Consider the following 19590-nt stretch of genomic DNA (forward strand, 5'->3'; position numbering starts at 1 on the left):
GCAAGACGCTCGGCTGGGATACCCCAGCCGAGCGTCTACGTGATCTACTCACCGTCTAAAGCCAAGCGGTGTTGCGACGACCCCTTGAACCTAAGCACCACACCTGCGACCAAGGGGCCCTTTTGACTGCGCATCCTTCCACGCCCGACGTCCGGCATGAGCTGGTGGAGTACGTCTCGTGGATCATCTACACGCGAAGACGTGAAACCAACTCGTACTGGCGCGAGCCCGGTTGTTCCAAGCGGACCCTTTTGGCGCTGGTCCATCTGCCCATGAGCGAGACGTTCGCACAGGCTGGTGCCGGTCCTGGTGGCCTGGGCGAAGACGACTTCGTCATCGTCGACGCCATCTTCGTCTGCGGCCCGCACCCACGGCATCCTCCATGTCTGCCTCGCCCGCCAGGTCCTGATCCTGCCGACCGCACCTACCAGGGCGTCGGCCCACCATCCGGCCCCCTCCTACGGACACCGCGAACTGCCTGAGCCCTGCCAGCAGTACAACCCCGAACACGCTCACCCGGCGAACCCGCCTTCGTCCGGCTGAAGTCCTCGACGGGCACGTTGCTCAACCACCCGCATCTGCCGCACCGCCACTGCCGTCCAGACCCTCCTGATTTGCACAAACTCAGGATGAAAGAGTCTCACTGAAGCGATGCGGGAGAACCTCTAGAGCTTCCTGAACAGATAAGTCGCTTCGATAAAGTGCTGTGCGTCACCGTATCGGAGCTGCCACTCATCATACTCAATCGTATTTTCACTCTTGACTGTCGAACCCGCTTCAAGCACCTCCGGCCACTGATCGCCAGGGGGTGCGGCTGCCGTGGGCTGCGCCGCCTGTCGACCAGTCATGAGTCGCGCCAACTCAGGGACTGGCTACCCATTCCAAGAAACGTTTGATCGCTCTGCTCGAGAAAGGAAGAACTTTGAAGAAGCGACATGTCATTCCTTCTAGCACAGCCACCTTGGCGTTGGCGGTCACCCTTCAGCTGGCCACCGCCACCCCTAGCCAAGCTACCGTGACACCGTTCCCGACCTGGCAACACGTCACGCCCGCAACGCTGAGCCCGCTCACGGTGACATACGATTTCGATCCGAATGTCCCCGCTAAGGTGAAAAAAATCGTCCGACGGGCCATGTCCGGATGGGCAGCTGAGTTGCAACAGCCCGGCTTCTTCCAACTGAGCACGATTAACCCTGGAATCACGTTCAGCATGACCGATCTGCCCGGTAGCAGGGTCGGCGAAATGAACCTTGTGGAAATTTGCACAAATACTCACTGCACCGCTACGGCGACGATCAAACTCGATAATCCGACATTCACCAATCCTGCCGTGAGCAAGAGAGACAAGACTGCAACAGTTGCGCACGAAGTCGGTCATGCACTGGGACTTGACCACTCCTCCGGAGGAATCAACCCCGCGAATCCCGGGACTTGCGGTGAAGTAATGAAGCGGATTCTCATGTTCGGCACGTCATGCAATCCCCTCACACCCAGCCGGGGCGAGGTAAATGCAGTGAAGAGCCTCTATCGACTCTAGCGCTGGGCCTTTGGCGGCACGGACCGCAACTGGTCCGGTCCCCCAACCACTCTGGGAGCCACCACCAGCGGGACACCTTGTTGCAGACGGCAGCCAAGGCCGACCTGCGACGTCAACCCTGGCGTGCATGCTGGCCGGACCGTGCGGCGGCCATTGCCGCACCTATCGCGTCCATACAGGAGGGGCAGTAGCGGTCGAGCGCTTCTGCAGCTCCCGCTTTCTCCTTCCCTGCGGCAGGCCGTGGTTCGAAGTGCAGCCCGCACAGGGAGACATGGGTGCCGCCGGGGCTGACCGCATGCCAGATAAGTGTGCGAACGGATGTTTGGTCTACTTGTGCATACAGCTCGTGCACGGTCCCTCCCATGGAACTCGGCGTGCATCAGCCAGAAGGCATGACAGCTATCGGGCACGCCACGAAGTCTTGTACCGCAAGATGCAGGATGATTATCTCTGCTCTTGTCGAAACAGGCACTTCGGCGGCTGTCAGGCCAGGACGCCACCATTCAGGCTTTCCTGAATTACAGAGGAAGTGCTGATCACTTGATTTCACCGATGTGATCAGCACGCCTTATTTAAGATCCTTGCGTCAGCTTGCGTAAGCGTCAGGGGTGAATTAACCAACAGCTGACAGTTCGTGGTTTCTTCAAGCATCCATGCCTCGTTTGCAGTCCGCAGGCCATGGCGCGAGATACTCATGCTGTGCTCGCTCGGCTTCCGCCATCACGGACCATGGCAGCAAAGACATAGGGAAGGGAAGGCAGGTGAAGCACAGGAAACGAACCGTCTTGTCTCCAGATCAACCATGTTCAAGCCTCGGCAGACACGGCGGTAGCCTGTGCGATGACGTGGTCGGTGCAATCGCCCAACAGGGGACGGCACTTGGCGCTTTACTGCCATCAGACCACCGCACCGCCCGTCGAGCAACTGCTCGAATGCTGCCGTGAGCCGTTCAATTCTTCGGGTCTGAGGCCAGTATCCCTTTCTTCGAGTAGGAAGAAACGAGAGTGCGACACACCCTGAGCAAGGGAATCGTCATGGCGGCCGCCGTGACAGGCGCCCTTTCGCTGTACAGCAGCGAGGCGCACGCCGACTCACCGACGGAAGAGCCCGCGGTGGGTACGCCCGATGTGCTGTCAGACAATACGGTGCAGATTCCGGTCCACGTGCAACTGGATGTCTGTGGCAATACGGTCAACGCGCTCGCCGCAGAGACCCGGGCCTCCCTCATTTCCTGTGGCAACGCCTCCGGTCAGTCCGGTATCCCCATCCTGGACGATCATCCAGTACGCGTTGGAGAGCCACCCACCAGGCGCCCTGCGGGCAACACACATGCGTTGCCACCAATGCACGGTCGACACCACACATCGCACCGGCCATCATCGCCTGTACCCCCCGCCAGTCCGACAACCAAACCGCGCCCTACATCCCCCGCGTCTCCTTCGCCGGGCCATGACCGGCACACGGCACCGACGAGAACCTCCTCGCCGTGGCAAGACCGGTACACCACAAGGACGACGACCCCACCGCCATCACTGCCCAGCACGCCCACTGCCCCGTCACCTGCGGCACCCACCACCCCGACGTCCTCGTTGCTGGGCCACGGTCGACACGCCGCATCGACCACTTCATCGTCCCTACCTCCCATTACACCGACTCCTCCGCCCCCGCTGCAGCCCAACAGCCCGACAACCTCATCGCTGGGTCAGGGTCGACAGACCGCCGTCTCGCCGCTGTCCTCGCCCATCCCGCCATCGGCCGGTGAGAATGTGATGGCAGGCACTGGTACGGAGGGGGTGCTCGCAGCGACAGCTGCCTCGGCCGCACTGTTGGTGGGCGGAGTCATTCTCTATCGGCGCCGTCGGAATTCCTACTGCAGGTAGTGGAGCGGGCCTTCCTCAGCTCAACTCGTCCTGGGTCGCAGGCCCCAGGACGAAGGCCAAAGAGGCGGCATCGGCTCAGGCCGACCATGCCCACTTGGGTCGGATCCCACTGCCCCGACAGAAGCACCCGGCAGGGATGAGGCCCATTCGGTGCCTTGATGCTCTCAGGTCCGGCGAAGCAGCCATCATCAGGGCGCTTTCCCGGATCCCTCGATATTGAACGTGCGCCTGCCGCTCATGTGTGCTGCCCGAAGCAAGCCCATGGCCTGGCCAGGGGTTCACTGCCGCGGATTGCCAGGTCAGGGGCCACAGAGGGCGCTACTTTCGCGTGTGGCCCCTGGCGCGACCGCCCTCATGCAGCCATTACCAACCTCAGACGATGCGGTGGCCACGGGCCGTACCCGCGTTTCGACAAGCCTTCGCCTCCTGGCAGCCCGCTTGCGGAAACATCGTCGCTACCTGGGCATCTAATGGCTACCTCGAGCATGGGCCGGCCCCAGCCCCTGCTCGCCTTCTTAGCACCAACACCTACCGCGACCACCAATGCCGCCGGCCCCCGACATGCCGTTGCCTCCCTCAACTCTCGGTAGCTCCTTTGCAAACTACGGTATCTAGCTTGATCCAATAGCCTGATCCAGCAGCCGCAGAAATGCGTGTGGGTACAGAGTCAGGCTGGGTGTCCTGCGTTCATAACATTGCCGGATCGAACTTCATACTGTGTGCCTACTCCACCCGAGGGATTGCAATATACGCCGTCCTGCACGCGCGGCCCGACAGGTGTCTGAGCGTCGGCTTGTGGCGCCCGTTCCGTCTCACGGCGTCATCCTTCGTCTCTACGGACCTCCTTTGGTGTGAGGCGTCCGGATCGCGGGCGTCACCGTATGAGAAAGGCCACGCCGTGCAGCCCAATCCGACATCTCGTCACACCGGACCGGGGAGGAGCGCAATCCTTACGGCCGGGCCGCCGCAGGTGCCGGTCATCGGCCTTGGATCATCAGGCCGCCCTCCTTACCTTCGCATCGCTATTTCCGCAAGTTTCGTAGTCATCGCAGTGGCTCTGTACGCCTTTAACGAATGGTTCCGCTCCGTCGAGGCCGCAGCCGGTGAGCACTCCATCGCTCTGGTCACCGATGGACGTACAGCCATCATTTGGGATCGAGCGGTTGCGCTGTTCGGCCTCGGCACTCCGCACGCAATGGGCCTGCGGATCACGTCAGGATGCAGTTCGGCGTTGCTGATCCTTCCGCTCCTTCTGGTAGGCGCAGGATTTATGGCGAGCCATCGCTCTACAATTCCGCGTATTTTGGCGGGGACGGGAATCGGGGCAGCTGTACTTGTCGTGACGAACCAGCTGCGGCTCTGCCTGATTGCCTTCTTCTATCAGCAATGGGGCGATGACGGCTTCGGCTGGGCGCACACCGTGGTCGGTTCGCTGCTCAGCCTGGTGGGCGTAGCTGCCTCGGTGACCGCCTTGCTGCTGGTGGCGATGCGACGACGGGAGCCGCGTGGCCAGTTGAACGGAGCACCGCTGTGAGGCCGTTCCAAGAGAGTGAGTTCGTCGGTTTGGCGATGTCGCTCGCCCTCATCCTTAACGCTGTATTCACTGTCTATGTGATCCTGCTGGTTATTTCCTTTCTGCGGGCGAAGCCGCAGCAACCAGGCCAAGGGAAGGATTTTGCATGGCACTTCCTCATCCCTTGCCGCGACGAGGAGAGCGTTATCGGTGACACCCTCGTCTACCTCCGCGCGCAATACCCCGACGTCCACTTGTGGGTCATCGACGATGATTCCGACGACAGGACAGCGGAGATCGTCCGTAGCCATGCGGAGCACTGCTCATTCGTCCACCTGGTGCAGCGGCGCCGCCCCAACGCCCGCACGGGCAAGAGCTATGCGCTGAACGCCGGCTATCGAGCGCTCGACCAATGGCTACCGGAGGGCACAGACCGGGCATCGGTCATCGTGGCCATCTTTGACGCGGACGGGCGCCCTTCCCCCAACGTGCTCGACGTTTGTGCAGGACCTGATCTGTTCGGCAATCCGGAGATGGGTGCGGTCCAGATCGAGGTCCGCATGACCAACCGGGACGTCCGCGAGCCAGTGCCGGACGGAACACGCATGCAGAACTGGTTCGGCCGCACGCTGATCCGCATGCAGGACATGGAATTCAGGGCCGCGATCTCCGCCATTCAGATGTCCCGACGGACTACGAAAAGCGTATGCATGGGCGGCAACGGCCAGTTCAGCCGGATGACGGCACTTGATGCGCTCGCCGGTCCCGACCGGGCGCCGTGGCGCGGATCGTTACTGGAGGACTTCGAGCTCGGCCTGCACATCATGCTGGCCGGTTTTCGTACAGGCTACGCCGCAGAGGCCTGGGTGGACCAGGAAGCGCTCCCGAGCCTGCCTCGCTTTGTCACACAGCGGACGCGGTGGTGCCAGGGCACCATGCAATGCATGCGCTATCTCTCCAAAACATGGCGCTCGCCGTACCTCTCCAATGCTGGCGTCATCGAGATCTCCTACTACCTGATCCAGCCTTGGCTCTGGCTCATTGGGACAGTGATCTACCCCCTCCCGATCATGATCTTCCTGAACAACCTGATCCTCTACCCGAATGAGACCATGGCCTTTCTGTGGGCGGGCGGGGCCGTGCTGTTTATGTTCTACGTATTCTTCGGTATCGCGCAGTTCGCAGTCTGGGGCTACCTCTATCACCGCCGCTGTGAACCCTCGCAGACGCTGGTCCGATGCATCGGTTGGGGCGTTGCCTATGCCGCAATGATCTACCTCTTCTACGTCATCGCCTGGCGCGCCACCGGCCGAGTGGTATGGGGCCGTCAAGGCTGGGCCAAGACCCGTCGCAATTCAGAGGTACTCGTCCTCGGGCCAATCGCAAAAGAGGCCTGACACACCATCACCAACGAGACTCCGAGACGACACAAGAGATGCACATGCGAACATACCCAGCACTGCTGGGCGCCGCTGGGATCCTGTTCCTGGCAGGCTGCGTGCCGAATAGTTCAGCCGCGGAGGCCGTACCGACAGTCCGACAAGGCGTAGGCACCTGTCACCACTACTTTACGACGGAGGACCTGTACGACCCCAGTGATATCGCCCCGCCGGTGTCCTGCGATCGACCGCACCGGACAGAGACCTTCCAACTGGTGACTGTCGAGGGTCCATTGGCTGAGGCGCAGCAACGGCCCGAGCCGGAGCAGCTCCAGGAGTACATGAACGGCCGCTGCAGCGCGGAAGAGCTCAGAGAGTACCTGGGCGCAGGGCCGCGGGACTCCCTCGCCTTTGGGATCTGGTCGAAATACCCAACCCGCAAGGAATGGGCCAGCGGAGTGCGCACGGTGCGGTGCGATACGTCACCGCCGTCTCTGGACAAAGAAGTCGGACCATTGGTGAGCTTTCCGGTGCGTGACATCATGCAAAGTGAAAGATCTGCGGCGGTACGCACGTGTGAGCGACGCAGTGAGGTTGTGACCTGTGACCGTCCGCACGACCAGGAAGAGGTCAATGCCTGGCTGAGCCTCGACCGGGGGCCATATCCCGACGACATCCAGGCGGCTGCCACCCGTGTGTGCCAACCGTTCGTACGGGAGTTTCTCGCGCGGTCGCACGCACCGGGCCTCGTAGTCAAGGCCGAGACGCCGACTAGGGACGAGTGGGCGAAGGACAACAGGACGGTGAAGTGCGGTGTCGGCCCCGCCGATCCTGACGCGACCATCACCGGCACGCTCAGTTCGTTCGCGGAGGGACAGTGATGATCGAGCGCTCCACACGCGACGCACTGAGCAGAGTCGCAGTGCGCCTGCAGCTGGTCGGTGAACCCAGCCGCCGCGCGGTGTGGACGGTAGCGGCAATCGCGGGGACCATCTGGTCGGCCGTAATGCTGGTGCGTCTGTTGCTCGGCGGCATGGTCGGGATGGGCGACAATGGCGACGGCGTTCGCCTGTTCTGCCCACTGGGGCTGGTAAACGACCGCCCTTGGGACGTGCCGATGTACGCACATGTGTACCCAACCTGGATCTCAGTGCCTCGGTTCGGTGAAGCCTGCGCGACCCCGGGCTGGGGGGATCGATACTACTCGTCGCAGCAATTGGTGCTCTGGCTGGCCAAGAGCCTCACTCCGGTGCTCGGTCTGCCCGGCGCACTCGACCTTCGGGCGGTCGGCGTGCTGTGCGCAGTCGCATTCGGCGCCGTCACCGCCCTGATTGTGGTGCTACTGCCGGGGCCAGTGTGGCTGCGGTTCACGACGGCTGCCGGCTTCGGCCTGGTCATGTGCGATTCGGCATTCGCGGACTTCTTCATCTCGCCGTACAGCGAACCAGCGGGTCTGATTGGCCTCTTGCTGCTGTGTGCGGCCCTGCTCCTGCTGTGGCGGCGGTCGACTGCGACCCTCGGCGGCATTGTCCTGACGACCGTCGCGCTGATTGTCGTCATGACGGCCAAGCCGCAATTTGTCGGTTTGCTGCCCGTGGGCCTACTGGCGTTGTTGTGGCTTCCTAGCACTCCCGTGACCAAGGTTCGGTCGACCCAGCTTAAGGACAGCAGCCGTCTTCATCGGCTCGGGCGGTGGCTGGCTGTGCGTTGGCCGGCTCTGATCGCCAGTGCTCTGCTCTGCGGTGTCGCCGCCGGGTTCAGTTCTGTGCAAGTCGAGCGTCTCAATCAACAGGTCTGGTACAACGCCGTATTCGTTGAGATGTTGCCGCACAGCCCGGATCCGGCAGGAGATCTGCGAGCGCTCGGGGCTCCTCCTGCCCTGGTCTCCGCCATCGGCAGCCGGATGACCAGTGTCAACTCCGCTGCCAAGACGCCATACTGGGACGAGTACGTCGAGAACGTCACTCCGGGCAAAATCATGTTCCACTATCTGACGCACCCTGACCGGCTGATCGGTATGGGAGCGCGCGGTGTGCAGGCGATGACACACCCGACCCTTGACAACTACCTCGGCGCCTATCCACCCGATTCCGGTCATCCGCCCTACTCCAAAGAACGCCGAATCGTGGTGGTTACCAGGATCTTCGAGTTCTTCCATTCGATCCCGGCGCTGGTGCCATTGCTCTTGCTCGGCACGCTGACGTTGGGGGGCGTGCTTGCCAGCCGGACTTGGGCCCGGCCGTCGGCCAGGGCTGTCGGTCGGATGACGGTCTGCCTGGTGCTCTCGGTGTTCTGCCTGTTCTGGCTCGCGATGCTGAGTGAGGGGGCGTCCGACATCAACAAGCACATGATCCCGGCCGACTTTCTGACGGCCCTCTGTATGCCACTGGCCGCGCTCTGCTTCTGTCTGATGTTCCGGAGGGATTATTCCGTGGAGCCGAGGCTCACACTTGACATGCCAGCGGCGGTGCCGAGTGGACGAACGCCATCCGCCCAGTCGGCACCCCCGTTGGCTGATGTCAGCTACGGTGGTGGTGCTTCAACGAAGCCGCCCGCAGTAACAAGGCACCAGTGACGACCAGTACCACGCCCAGCAGGCCGACGAGCTCCAATTGTCCCGAGCCGGTGATGGCCAGTGCGCCACCTCCTCCGACCGCGCCTCCGATGCCTGCGCCGATGCCCGGACCTCCTCCGTACATGTCTGAGTCTCCTTCCTCGTGTCATGCGGTGGGTGAGCACGAACCCTGCCCGCGAGCGGTCCTTTATAAGACAGAGGTTCCCTCCGCACTGCCATGACGCGTGAAAGCGTTAACGTCCGATGAGGAACTCCGAATCGCCGTGCCACATGCAGGAATCCGTGGCACGGCGGTTGCTGTGATCCCTGTTAGCGACGCCGGGTTGCGCTGAATGCTGTGCCGTCCTTCTGGGCAACGAAAAGCCAGCCGTGGGCGTCGGTCTCTCATTTCGCTGCCGCACCCGGCGAGACAGATACGGCGGGGAGTCTAATACCGATGGCCGTCGGACTCGCCAATTCACTGCGAGAGCTACCCATAGGCGGTATGGCTTCCAATTCCTCGCTCGCCTTCTATTGGAACAACGGCCGTCCACAGGCTTGCCAGCGGTGAAGGCATGCTGACGCTGGCCCATCGCTCTGCGCCGCACCGCCGAAGAACTTCTGAGTAACCGTGGTTGGTCCGCCATTCGATGTACTGCTGGAAGCGTGTTCCGCGATACATCGATTGGTGTGTGATAGGAAACGCTCAGGATAGCCAGCATGATCTGAACCTGAGAGTTACTTGACCGGCGAGGCAAATTTTTAGCAAAGTCCCCCGGAGTCGCCGCGGAATCGGAGCTTGCATTAAAGCTCTAGGGTTTAGGAACGCTGCGAGCCGCGAGTTTCGCACGGTGGTTCCTGCGCTCGCCAATCCCCAACCGTAGAAGGATCATGATGAATGCACCCCATGAAATTGCCTCGACCGCAGGTGCTGTCGACGCAAAATTATCCTCCGCCCTGTCTACGCTGCCGCAATCACTGACCTATCCTGTCCCCTTTCAGAAGTCCTATCGCTCTACTCAAGCACCTTCGGAAACGACGACCGTGGAAATCGTTGTTCCTGCTTACAACGAGGAACGTGCCCTGCCGGGCTGCTTGCGTACCCTGCATGCACGGCTGCAGGAGGAATTGCCATTCTCCTGGCGCATCACCGTTGCCGATAATGCCAGCACTGATCGCACGTTTGAGGTGGCACAAGAGCTCGCTTCAGAGCTGCCGGGTGTGGGTGCTGTGCGTCTCGGCCACAAAGGAAAGGGCCTCGCGTTACGCACCGTGTGGGGTCTCAGCGACGCAGACATCGTCGCCTATATGGATGTCGACCTTTCAACTGGCCTGAACGGTTTTCTCCCGCTCATCGCCCCCCTAGCCAGCGGGCATTCCGATCTAGCCATCGGTAGCAGACTCGCCCCGGGAGCACAAACACAGCGCGGGATTCAACGCGAATTCATCTCCCGCACCTACAATTCTCTGATTAGATTTACGCATGGGACCCGTTTCAGTGATGGCCAGTGCGGCTTCAAGGCCGCCCGGACAGAAGTAGTTCGTCCACTACTCGAAGCAACACGGGACGACGGGTTCTTTTTCGACACGGAGCTTCTCATTCTCGCGGACTACAACGGTCTGCGTGTCCATGAGGTTGCTGTCGACTGGGTCGAGGACTTGGACAGTCGGGTCGACGTGGCTCGGACGTCCCTCAAGAACATCTCCGGACTATGGCGAATGGCCCGGCTCAAGGCATCGGGTGGAGCGGTCGTCCCGCTGCCTCCGCGCCCCGCACCGCTTGCTGAGCACCCTGACGCCGTACTGGCCCGGGAACGACGCGGTATTGCGACCTGGGAAATTGGGTGCTTCCTTGCAATCGGCGTCGCTTCTACAGCAGGACATGCACTGCTTTACTGGCTCATGCGCATGTGGTGGTCTCCGCTCGTAGCCAATCTAGTTGCGCAGACGGCACTTACGATCATCAATACCGAGGCCAACAGGCGTCTGACATTCCGCGGTTCGCTGACTGGGGCCACGCGTGCCCATACTGGCGGAATCTTTCTTTTCGCATTCAGCTATCTTGTAACCGTAGGCTCAGTGGCGGCCTATCGAGCGCTTGCAAGCTCAGCCTCGCTCATCTCCGAGGTCATTGTTCTTTCCGTTGCCTGCTGTCTGGTTACTGTTTTCCGCTTCGTTGCCATGAAGTTTGCCGTATTCGCCCGACGGCGGTGACGAGGCAGATCGTCCCTCTGCTCCATTGAGCAAGGGCTTTACTCACCGGCAGTCCACTCGGATTCCGCCTCCAGCCAACTGTCCCGCGCACACCAGCGCTGTAACGCAAGACGAAGGGATTCCTGTGTCCGTACGATCGCCACGCCGATGGGTGGCGTTTATCCTGCCCGCCGCCCTCCTCCCGACGATGGCTGGCTGTAGTTCAGTCGACACCGGTGTCCCAGATCGGGCTTCCAGTACAGCAGCGCAGACTTCCAGTGCAACACCGGCACCAGGACCGCAGAGCACATCCTTGGGATCGGCACCTCCGCGCGTAGGTGAAGAGACTCTCTCTCCTGCCGTCCGGGGTAAGACAGTGCTTGTTGTAGGTGACTCGTGGGCCGGTTATTTCGGTAATGGAATGTCCAAGGTTGCATCGGACAAGAATGTCATCGTTAATGCCGGGCTAGGCGGTTGCGGCATTATGCTGCCCGACAGGATCGCAGGGAAAAAGCCAACACCGGCCTGCCTTGAATGGCCTGAGAAATGGCCAGAATACATGAAGAAATACCAGCCTGATGCCGTGCTCCTGCGTACAGCGAACTGGGACATTGTTTCGCAAGAGTTCGACGGAAAAGGTGTAGAGCTCACCATCGAGCATCCCCTTTTCCGTAAGAGGTTTCAAGGCAACATGGACCTCGCCATCAACATTCTCACCCAGAATGGCACTCCAGTCTATTTAACCAACATGGCGGCTACTGATGGGGCCTGGAACAAACTGGCCCGGACAATGAATCGGGAAATCCAAAAGATCTCGGAAAAATACAAAAATAAGGGTGTACGCCTCTTGGACCTCAATGCTGAGCTATGCAATGCAAGCGGGTGCCCGGAAGTCGCACAGGGCCATGCGCTGTACGACGAAACCCATCACCCTGCCGACTGGAGCCGCGATCGTCTAGCCAAGTGGATTCTCAACTCCATGTTCACCGATAGCTAGCAGAAGCGGCACCATGATCCTGACAACTCTGGCCCCCGCCGTCACAGAGAATGACCAAGGGCGTCGCATCCGGTCCATCGACGGGCTGCGTGCCTTAGCAGTATTGGCCGTTATGGGCTATCACTTCGGCGTAGGGCCGACCGGTGGCTTCCTCGGCGTGGACCTCTTCTTCGTCATCTCGGGTTTTGTCATCACGCGGCTGTTACTGCGTCAGCAGGCAGCAGGAACATTGACGATGAGGCGTTTTTACGCCCATCGTGTGCGGCGACTGCTGCCCGCTCTGCTCTGCGTACTCTTCATGGTGCAGCTCTGGGTGTGGTCTGCCGACGTGCCAGCCATGCGCTCCACCGTGAACTCACAGACGCTGGCGGCCTTGGGGTTTTTCGGTAACTGGTACACCATCTTTGCCGACGTGGACTACTGGTCAGTTCTGCCTGCCGAAGCACCACTGAATCACCTGTGGTCGCTCGCTGTGGAAGAGCAGTTTTATCTGGTCTGGCCGGCACTGGTAGTTGGGCTCGTCTCACGCAGCGGTGGCCGACGCTTTCTGACCTTCTCAACTGGTAGTGGAGCGGTCGCGTGCTACATCCTTGCGGCGTGGAACTATGTGCCCGGGCAGCCCGACCGCGCCTACCTGGGAACGGACACCAGGGCGGGCGCCTTGTGTCTCGGAGCTCTCGCTGCCTGTGTCACTAACGCCGCGGTGTCCCGCATGCAGAAGTCGCGGACGACAAGGAGTGCACTTCCCCTCCTTGCGGCAGCGTCGGTTTGCATCCTGCTGATCCTGTGGACGCAAGCGGCCATCGACTCCAGAGCCTTGTACTTCTGGCAGCTCCCGCTGGCTGGTCTCGCCGCTGCCACGCTCATCACGATTCTGGCAATTCTCGAGGGCCGACAGCACAGTCATCGCACTGCCAGCCTGCTGGAAAAGGCAGTCCTAAAAAGCTTTGCTGTCCGTCCTGTAGTGGCCGTGGGGACAATCAGCTATGGCCTTTACCTCTGGCACTGGCCCGTGTGGGTGTACCTAAGGCACACCTTCCCTCAATGGGAGCTGCCCACCCATCAGGGGGTGGCCGTCATGGCCTCGTTTACGCTGTCCCTCCTCTCTTACCTCTTCCTTGAATCCCCGGCCCGACGCTGCAGACTGCGCACCTTACTGTTGGCCGTGGCCAGCGCTTCAGTGGTCGTAGGCTCATTCGCCGTCATCAGCACGCCGCTACCGCAGCACGGTGCCGACGGGGATGGACCAATTGTTTCGGGAGTTCGCTGAGGTCAGATCCTGAATAGGTCACCGCCAGTTGCCCTGACAGCAATGCAACGGTTGTCAAACACCTTACCGAACACGCGAGTGTCACCCTTCCAATGTCCCTCGGCGACCGCGTAGACGGGGGAGTAATCCTGTGTGCAGCCTTCTGATCCCTCGGCGATCCGGTCAATGAATCCGTGCACGGCGCCCAAGTCTTCGCAAGCTTCGTCCTTCTCGGGTGTGCCGCCGTCCGGACATTCCAGGTGGCCTTCCGCGATGACTTGGATTTGCGGTTGGGAGTCGTAGCCGTCCAAATCTCCCTTGATGGCGTAGAGCTTAAGGTTGTACGACCCGTCTTCAGGGGAGGTTTGCGCCACCGCAGGCGTGAGTGCGAACATGCCGATCAGGCCAACGATGAGAGCAATGGCTCGGGTTCTGGATTGAGTCACTTCGAACGTGTCCTTGTCCGTTGACGTAATGCTGCCGGAAGCCCAGTTGGGACCATCACCTGGCAGCCAACTCGGCCTACGGTCTAATCTCGCGTGGCATCGATGAGGAGCCGGCCGAGGCACCTTCGCTATGGAGTCGGCGGAGAGGAACGCCTGCCATGGCGGATCGCTTTCCGCCCTGGTCATCAACTGCTCGTGCTCGAAGGGGATTCTCTTCGCCGTGATCGCGACGCCGAGGCTCGAATCCGAAGCGGAAGACGGCTTGTCTGAATAGACATCACATGTCGCGTGGTCGGTGCTGCACGAGGTCAGGCGGGGCGTGTCCCCGACCAACTTCCAAGCGCAAAATTTTGTGTGGCCGTTCACGACGCCGGCTTTAGTGCCACCTGGAAACAGGATGACCCGCCTCGTCGGCAGCAGGATACCCGTGGCTGGAGGGCTCAGCGGGAGCCCTGACGACACATGCACACATGCTTTCAGTTTCAGCGACCACTGTATGACCGTGCCAGCCGCCCTGGGCAGACCCTCACGCAGAAGGTCTGCCCAGGGGAGGCGAAACGGCAAACAGCCCGGCAGGAGTAGCGAGGGAGCCAGCTGGATGCTGTCTCCGCCCGGCCCTGGTCTGTGTTGCCTGGGGCCGACCCGCCGACAGGACGTTGAAGAGTCCTGAGGAGGTCGCGGGTTAGATCATCTGCCCACGGGCGTTGCGGCGACGGAGGAAGAAGAATCCGCCGATGCCGACTGCGGCCGCCGCGGCGCTACCGACGGCGGGGTCGATGAGCGGAATGGGCTCAACGACTACCGTCTGGCACGCGCGGTTGCTGTCCACCGGGTCAGGGTCGCTCTCCTTGCCCTCGACCTCGACGCAGTTGTTCATGACGAGGGTGGCGGGGGGCTTCGGGGCCGTGCCCTTGACGGTGATGGTGAACGTGGACCCGGCGCGCAGCGGGCCACCGTTGCAGATCAGGTTGCCGCTATTGATTTGGCAACCAGCCGTGCTGGTGGTCGGGTTCTGCAGCTGGTCCGGCAGCGGGTCTTTCACCGTCCACCCGGAGGAGTCATTGGGACCATTGTTGGTGACGAGGATCTTGTAAGCGACAGTGCCGTCCGGATTCACGGGCCAGTGCACCAGACTCGGGTCGGCCACCTTGGTCACGACCAGGTCTACGGAGGGGATGACCTCCAGGTCGGCCGGCCCGGGCTTGTTCAGACCGATCTGTTCGAAGTCCGCTGGGTCGTTGGTGTACTTACCGGGGTTGGTCGCCGTGACATTGACCGTGACCGTGCAGGAGGCGGCGCCCTGGGCCAGGTCGCCACCGGCAAGCGCGACCGAGGAGCTGCCGGCGGCCGCAGTCACCGTGCCGTTCCCACAGGTCGTTGACGCAGCCGGATCGGACGCGATGGTGACTCCGGCCGGCAGCTTGTCGGTGAAGCTGAAGTTGTCCTTCGAGGCCAGCTCATCGGTGTTGTCGATGGTGACGGTCAGCTTCGACGTCTGGCCGGGGGTGATGGTGCTGGGGCTGAACGCCTTGCTCGCGGACGGCGTGACATCCAGCATCCTGATGTTGTCGAAGGCGTGGTCGTTTCCGTTGAAGGTGCCTTCGTTGTTCACCATGCGGACGCCGATGGAGCCACCGTTGACCAGGACCGCGCCGGGCGCCGCGTAGGTGCCCACGTGAACCTTGGTCGCCTGGGCCACGCCCTTCGCCGGTACGTCCACCGTCTTCGGGTTGCTGCAGGCGTCGATCGCCCCGCCGAGGGCCGTGGAGTTCCCCGACTCATCCACCCTGGAGAACTGCAGGAGCGGCGGCTTCGTGCCCGGATTCTCGCAGTTCGCTGCAGCGACGTCGACGCTGAAGGTCACATACCTGTTGCTGCCGGCGAACGGGATGTTCGAGAGCGTCTGGAACTCGATATGCCCCGCGCCCGGGTCGGCCTCCGTCTGGGCCGAGACCGCGTGGTTGCCGGCCGGGTCTACGCCCCTGTGTGATCCCAGAGCCCAGGACATCTGCTGGACCCGGTTGAAGGCCCACTGGCCGATGCTCTTGCCCTGACAGTCCGCGAGCGGAGCCGAGGGAGCATCGGGCTGGCTGTAGGAGTTGACCCAGCCGTTGCAGTTGCTCAGCCACTCCTGGTCCGCGCCGTATTTCTGCCCACCTGCGCCTTGGTAAGCGGTGAGGCGGATGGGTTCGGGCGCCGGGTTGTTCTCAAAATCCTCGGAGAAGATCACCTTACCCGGCGCCGGAGCCGCCGTCGCTGGGATGCCTGCAACCCCGAGGGCGCTTCCGGCGACGCTGGTGACCGCGAGTGCGGCAGCGAGAAGCCGATTTTTCGATAAGCGACTCTTCATTTCCTTCTCTCACCATCTATCTTCAAGGGGACTTGCTTGTGAGACCGTTGCAGTTCCGCCGTATGACGAATGCGCAGTCCAACTGAGTGATCTTCCTCCTTAAGGGCTCAGCGGAAGTTCAGCCAGCGTTCTGGAACGCATTCGTGATCATCGAAACGTCGCCTCGAACGGTTCCTCACCAGAGTCGTGACACCGCCGCCCCGGACAGCAGCAGGTGAGCATCGCGGACACACAGCGACGTACGCCATACATGACGTCATATCAGTGCACGTTTTGACATCTCCTACACGACACGGATTCCGTCGTACGGAGAGAAGACATCCCCATGAGATTCCGAAAGCTCGGCACGAAGCCAAGGTCGTCGCCGGCCGTTCTAGCCGGGCTCGTGGCGTTCGCAGTGCTGGGCTCGAACATGCCTGCGGCCAACGCAATCGTAGGTGGAACGGAAGTCCCCAACGACGCCTATCCCTTCATGACAGCACTCCTCAAGAAGGGCCGGAGCAGCGCCCGGGACCGCCAGTTCTGCGGTGGCAGCCTGGTTGCGCCGGACATCGTGATGACGGCGGCCCACTGCCTGGTTGACGAAGACCGTAAGCCGGTCGGCCCCAAGTCCCTCCAGGTAGCGGTCGGCCGCACGGTCCTCTCCAACCCCGCCCAGGGCCAGGTACGCGACATCGCAAAGGGCGGTGTGCTGGTCCACGCCCGCTATCTCCGGGGCCAGGGTTCTTATGATGTTGCCTTCCTCGAGTTGGCCAAGCCGGTCAAAGGAATCAGGCCGTCTCCCCTTCCCACACAGGGCACGGATGCCCTGCTGCGGCCGGGACACCAGGCAACGGTTGTCGGGTGGGGCAATACCGACACGGAGCTGTCCCACCAGCCGGACCGCCTGCGTGAGGTGCAGGTTCCGATCCTCTCGCACCCGGAATGCCAGGTGAGCTACGACTCCTACGACCCAAAGGTCAACTTTTGTGCGGGAGTTGAAGGTAGGGATTCCTGTCAGGGGGACAGCGGTGGCCCTATCTTTCGCAAGGTGCCCGGCCGTGAAGTGCCGATCTTGATCGGCAGTGTGTCGTATGGCGACGGTTGCGGCGTTCAGGGCGCTCCGGGGGTGTACACATCTGCGAGCTCGGCGCAACTGTGGAAGACGTTGGGAGACTCTCGGAACGCAAAGAGGATCAAGCAGGTGCTGAGGCGGGGCTGATCCCGCCTCCCGAACCCATGGCACCCAGCCGGTTGCCATGCTCATCAGTGTGGAGCTTGTATCGCATACGCCACCCCCTCCTCGTACGACATGGTGAAGCCCTCTTCGTATGCACGCTCATAGGCCAGGTCGCCAAGGGTGCCGCGGACGTGTCGCTCACAGGTGAGGCGGGTCGTTGCTAGCGAAGCCGAGTCTGCGAGAGAGATGGTGAGGTTCCATACGCGCCGGGCGATGCCAATGATCCGGGCCGCGCGGCGCCCGTCCCCCGCACCGGCAATCGCGGCGGCCAGTACGTCAAGGTCGATGGCCAGGTCGCACACATTGTGCAGTTTCGCATGCCGCTGCACGGCGCTTGTGGCGCTGTGGACTGCCGCTTCAATGTCGCCTCGAGCGAGGTTGACTTGTGCCAGCTGAGACTCGGCGGCGGCACCCACAAGCTGTTCTCCACGGCGCCGGCTCTCCTGCCGAATCTCATTCGCCACTGCGGACGCCGCTTCATAGTCGCCGAGCTTCAAGTACGCGAATGACAGGCTCAGGCGTATCTGCAGCTGGAGTAGGCCGATCCAGTCATCACGAACAGGCAGCTGTTCGGCGTCGGACAGGAACGCAACGGCCTCTTCCAGTCGTCCCGTGATAGCGAGGTTGCAGCCGGTGATATGGGTGCCGACGACTGCGGCTGCCTCCGGGTCATCCGAGTTTCTGGCCACATCCGCACAGCGTCGGCCCCACTCGCCGGCCGGCTGCCAATCAGGCTTGCACACCGACAACGCGCCGCGCAGCCACAAGGCATGCACGTTGCCAGGTGCTTGGACGGATTCGGCTTCGAGGGCACGGCTGATGCGGTGTATGTGCTCCCGTGGGCTGCCGGAATGCATCCAGAGAAACCCTGTCGCGCACGCCAGGTCCAGGGCGGCATGTTGGTCGGGATGTTCCAGTGACCAGTCGACCGCGGCACGTATGTTGGCGCCTTCGAGGCGGATGAGCTGGCACCACGCTTCCTGACGGTCTGTGTTGAATGCGGCGTTGGCGTCGCGGGCGAGGCGGAGATAGTACTCGCGGTGCTGTAGTTGGGCCGCGTCTTCCTCTCCCAGTTCTCGCAGCCAGGCAGCACCGTACTCACGAGTGGTGGCCAGCATTCGGAAGCAGCCGGGCTCTGTGGGGTGCGGCAAGACGATGGACTGGTCCACCAAGCGGGCGAGAAGTCCGGGTACGGGGCTTGTGGACAAGGGTGGGTACGCACAGACCTCCTGTGCGGTCTCGGTGCGGAATTCGTCGGGGAAGACGGATAGTCGGGCCCACAGCAACCGCTCCAGCGGTTGACACAGTTCATGGCTCCAGCCGATGGTGGCCCGCATTGTCAGGTGCCGAGCCGGGCCTGTGCCTTCCCCCGCCTGTGAGCTGAGCAGATTGAGTCGAGAGGAAAGGCTCGTGTCGAGGTGGCTGTGCAACTGCTCCAGGGAGAACTCGCTCAGCCGGGCGGCAGCCAGTTCGACGGCGAGTGGAACGCCGTCGACGTACCCGCAAATGGATGCCACCGTGGACCGATTGCCGTCGTGGAGCACGAAATCGGGATCTGCCGCAGCGGCGCGCTCGGCGAAGAGATTCACCGCGTCACCGGACGTCGACAGCGGCCCGACGTACAGCGTGCGCTCCGCCGGTATGGCCAGTCGCTCCCGGCTAGTGACCAGGGCGCGCAGTTCGGGTGCTGTCGCGAGCAGATCAGCGAGCAGCGATACACAGTCCGGCAACATGTGTTCGCAGGCGTCGAGGATTAGTAGTGCGCGTTTGTCACGTGCCCAGTGGGAAAGCACCTCGAGTGGCGGCTGAGTGGTCTGGTCCACGAGCCGCAGGGCTGCCAGGGTGGCGATGACCGTCATACCGGCGGCGGGAGGCCAGGGTGAGAGTTCAACGAACCACACGCCGTCGGGGTATGCGTCCCTGACGCTGCGTGCTGCCTTCAGCGCAAGGCGGGTCTTGCCGACGCCGCCGACGCCAATGAGACTGATCACACGGCCGCAGTCATCTCCTGGTTGCAGTTCGCGCTGCAACCAGGCGAGTTCCGTTTGCCGCCCGACAAAACGGTTCGCCTGCGACGGCAGATTGCTGGGGCGGCGTCCAGGGGTGTTCTTGAGCACGCGGGACAGTCTTGCTCCTGCACATCACCCATGTACGTGGCTCTGCAGAATCGGGCATAGACGGTTCCAGTCGCACCTGATGTGGTGCGAATCGAAACAGGTAACCCACTGGTGGCTCACTTTGCTCAGATGAACTTGCCTGCAGCACTCATGCCA

13 protein-coding genes and 1 pseudogene are annotated in these 19590 nt (G+C 62.0%); 11 read left to right on the top strand and 3 right to left on the bottom strand.

From position 1 onward, the window contains the following. The first annotated feature begins 892 nt into the window (after positions 1 to 892). The 10 genes and pseudogenes from ACZ7NC_RS40690 (at position 893) to ACZ7NC_RS40735 (ending at position 13323) form a co-directional block, all read left to right on the top strand. Positions 893 to 1537 carry a zinc metalloprotease gene (locus ACZ7NC_RS40690; protein WP_471496492.1) on the top strand — a complete coding sequence of 215 codons (645 nt, stop codon included), beginning with the start codon at positions 893 to 895 and terminating at the stop codon, positions 1535 to 1537. Positions 1538 to 2571: 1034 nt separating this feature from the next. After that, a pseudogene (locus tag ACZ7NC_RS40695) lies at positions 2572 to 2766 on the top strand (chaplin); the annotation flags it as partial. 257 nt (positions 2767 to 3023) lie between these two features. Continuing rightward, positions 3024 to 3299, top strand: coding sequence for a hypothetical protein (locus tag ACZ7NC_RS40700; protein WP_471496527.1), 276 nt, complete (start codon positions 3024 to 3026; stop codon positions 3297 to 3299). A 1169-nt stretch (positions 3300 to 4468) separates the two neighbouring features. Beyond that, positions 4469 to 4951, top strand: a complete 483-nt coding sequence (locus tag ACZ7NC_RS40705) for an archaeosortase/exosortase family protein (RefSeq protein ID WP_471496494.1) — start codon at positions 4469 to 4471, stop codon at positions 4949 to 4951. Beyond that, the gene (locus ACZ7NC_RS40710) at positions 4948 to 6327 is read left to right on the top strand and encodes a glycosyltransferase family 2 protein (RefSeq protein WP_471496496.1); all 1380 of its coding nucleotides are present in this window, start codon (positions 4948 to 4950) and stop codon (positions 6325 to 6327) included. The genes ACZ7NC_RS40705 and ACZ7NC_RS40710 overlap by 4 nt, the downstream gene beginning before the upstream one ends. Positions 6328 to 6371: 44 nt before the next feature. After that, the gene (locus ACZ7NC_RS40715) at positions 6372 to 7190 is read left to right on the top strand and encodes a septum formation family protein (RefSeq protein WP_471496499.1); all 819 of its coding nucleotides are present in this window, start codon (positions 6372 to 6374) and stop codon (positions 7188 to 7190) included. Next, a complete protein-coding gene (gene wsfD, locus ACZ7NC_RS40720) occupies positions 7190 to 8884 on the top strand; it encodes a glycan biosynthesis hexose transferase WsfD (RefSeq protein ID WP_471496501.1) in 1695 nt (564 codons plus the stop codon). The genes ACZ7NC_RS40715 and wsfD overlap by 1 nt, the downstream gene beginning before the upstream one ends. Before the next feature lie 870 nt (positions 8885 to 9754). Then, positions 9755 to 11077: a bifunctional glycosyltransferase family 2/GtrA family protein gene (locus ACZ7NC_RS40725; protein ID WP_471496503.1), complete on the top strand. Its 1323-nt coding sequence runs from the start codon at positions 9755 to 9757 to the stop codon at positions 11075 to 11077. A 187-nt stretch (positions 11078 to 11264) separates the two neighbouring features. Further along, entirely contained in the window at positions 11265 to 12053 is a 789-nt protein-coding gene (locus ACZ7NC_RS40730) for a DUF459 domain-containing protein (protein WP_471496525.1), read from the top strand. Positions 12054 to 12066: 13 nt separating this feature from the next. Beyond that, positions 12067 to 13323, top strand: a complete 1257-nt coding sequence (locus ACZ7NC_RS40735) for an acyltransferase family protein (RefSeq protein WP_471496505.1) — start codon at positions 12067 to 12069, stop codon at positions 13321 to 13323. 2 nt (positions 13324 to 13325) lie between these two features. On the opposite strand, the gene ACZ7NC_RS40740 is transcribed toward ACZ7NC_RS40735, so the two are convergent. Then, complete coding sequence (locus ACZ7NC_RS40740; RefSeq protein ID WP_471496508.1) at positions 13326 to 14114, bottom strand: SSI family serine proteinase inhibitor; 789 nt, start codon at positions 14112 to 14114, stop codon at positions 13326 to 13328. 316 nt (positions 14115 to 14430) lie between these two features. Continuing rightward, positions 14431 to 15978, bottom strand: a complete 1548-nt coding sequence (locus ACZ7NC_RS40745) for a DUF7933 domain-containing protein (protein ID WP_471496510.1) — start codon at positions 15976 to 15978, stop codon at positions 14431 to 14433. Positions 15979 to 16423: 445 nt separating this feature from the next. On the opposite strand from ACZ7NC_RS40745, the gene ACZ7NC_RS40750 reads away from it, so the two are divergent. After that, entirely contained in the window at positions 16424 to 17299 is an 876-nt protein-coding gene (locus ACZ7NC_RS40750) for a S1 family peptidase (RefSeq protein ID WP_471496513.1), read from the top strand. 44 nt (positions 17300 to 17343) lie between these two features. On the opposite strand, the gene ACZ7NC_RS40755 is transcribed toward ACZ7NC_RS40750, so the two are convergent. After that, complete coding sequence (locus ACZ7NC_RS40755) at positions 17344 to 19434, bottom strand: ATP-binding protein (RefSeq protein ID WP_471496515.1); 2091 nt, start codon at positions 19432 to 19434, stop codon at positions 17344 to 17346. Positions 19435 to 19590 lie beyond the last annotated feature (156 nt).

The sequence above is a fragment of the Streptomyces sp. NPDC111802 genome (assembly GCF_055634335.1).

Coding starts and splice junctions, on each gene's coding strand:
- ACZ7NC_RS40715 (WP_471496499.1), top strand. CDS start 6,372: ATGCGAACATACCCAGCACTGCTGGGCGCCGCTGGGATCCTGTTCCTG.
- wsfD (WP_471496501.1), top strand. CDS start 7,190: ATGATCGAGCGCTCCACACGCGACGCACTGAGCAGAGTCGCAGTGCGC.
- ACZ7NC_RS40725 (WP_471496503.1), top strand. CDS start 9,755: ATGATGAATGCACCCCATGAAATTGCCTCGACCGCAGGTGCTGTCGAC.
- ACZ7NC_RS40730 (WP_471496525.1), top strand. CDS start 11,265: ATGGCTGGCTGTAGTTCAGTCGACACCGGTGTCCCAGATCGGGCTTCC.
- ACZ7NC_RS40735 (WP_471496505.1), top strand. CDS start 12,067: ATGATCCTGACAACTCTGGCCCCCGCCGTCACAGAGAATGACCAAGGG.
- ACZ7NC_RS40750 (WP_471496513.1), top strand. CDS start 16,424: ATGAGATTCCGAAAGCTCGGCACGAAGCCAAGGTCGTCGCCGGCCGTT.